This is a genomic window from Psychrobacter sp. TB20-MNA-CIBAN-0197 (assembly GCF_040309765.1).
In the GTDB taxonomy this organism is placed as follows: Bacteria; Pseudomonadota; Gammaproteobacteria; order Pseudomonadales; family Moraxellaceae; genus Psychrobacter; species Psychrobacter submarinus.
Map to the genome: position 1 here is coordinate 1 of NZ_JBEOPC010001304.1, position 240 is coordinate 240.

Consider the following 240-nt stretch of genomic DNA (forward strand, 5'->3'; position numbering starts at 1 on the left):
TTGACGTACACTGTGCACGCTTGTTGCCCGAACAGATTCACCGGGCAATGAGTTCGGGGCCGTTTAGGATTCGACGCCGGTTGCGAAACTCTAGGTGCATGCCGACTTGGTAACAGAAGTCGTAAATCCACTGTTGCAACTACTTATAGTTGCCAATGACGACCAATACGGTGTTGCTCTCGCTGCTTAATTGCAGCTGACAATGCTCCTGGTACCTTCGGGTCCAGCAATCATCAGGGG

General features: G+C 51.7%; 1 other RNA gene. It reads left to right on the forward strand.

The annotated features are described in order from the left end of the window. Positions 1-55: 55 nt before the first annotated feature. Positions 56-240, forward strand: a transfer-messenger RNA (tmRNA) gene (gene ssrA / locus AAEY83_RS18175); the annotation flags it as partial.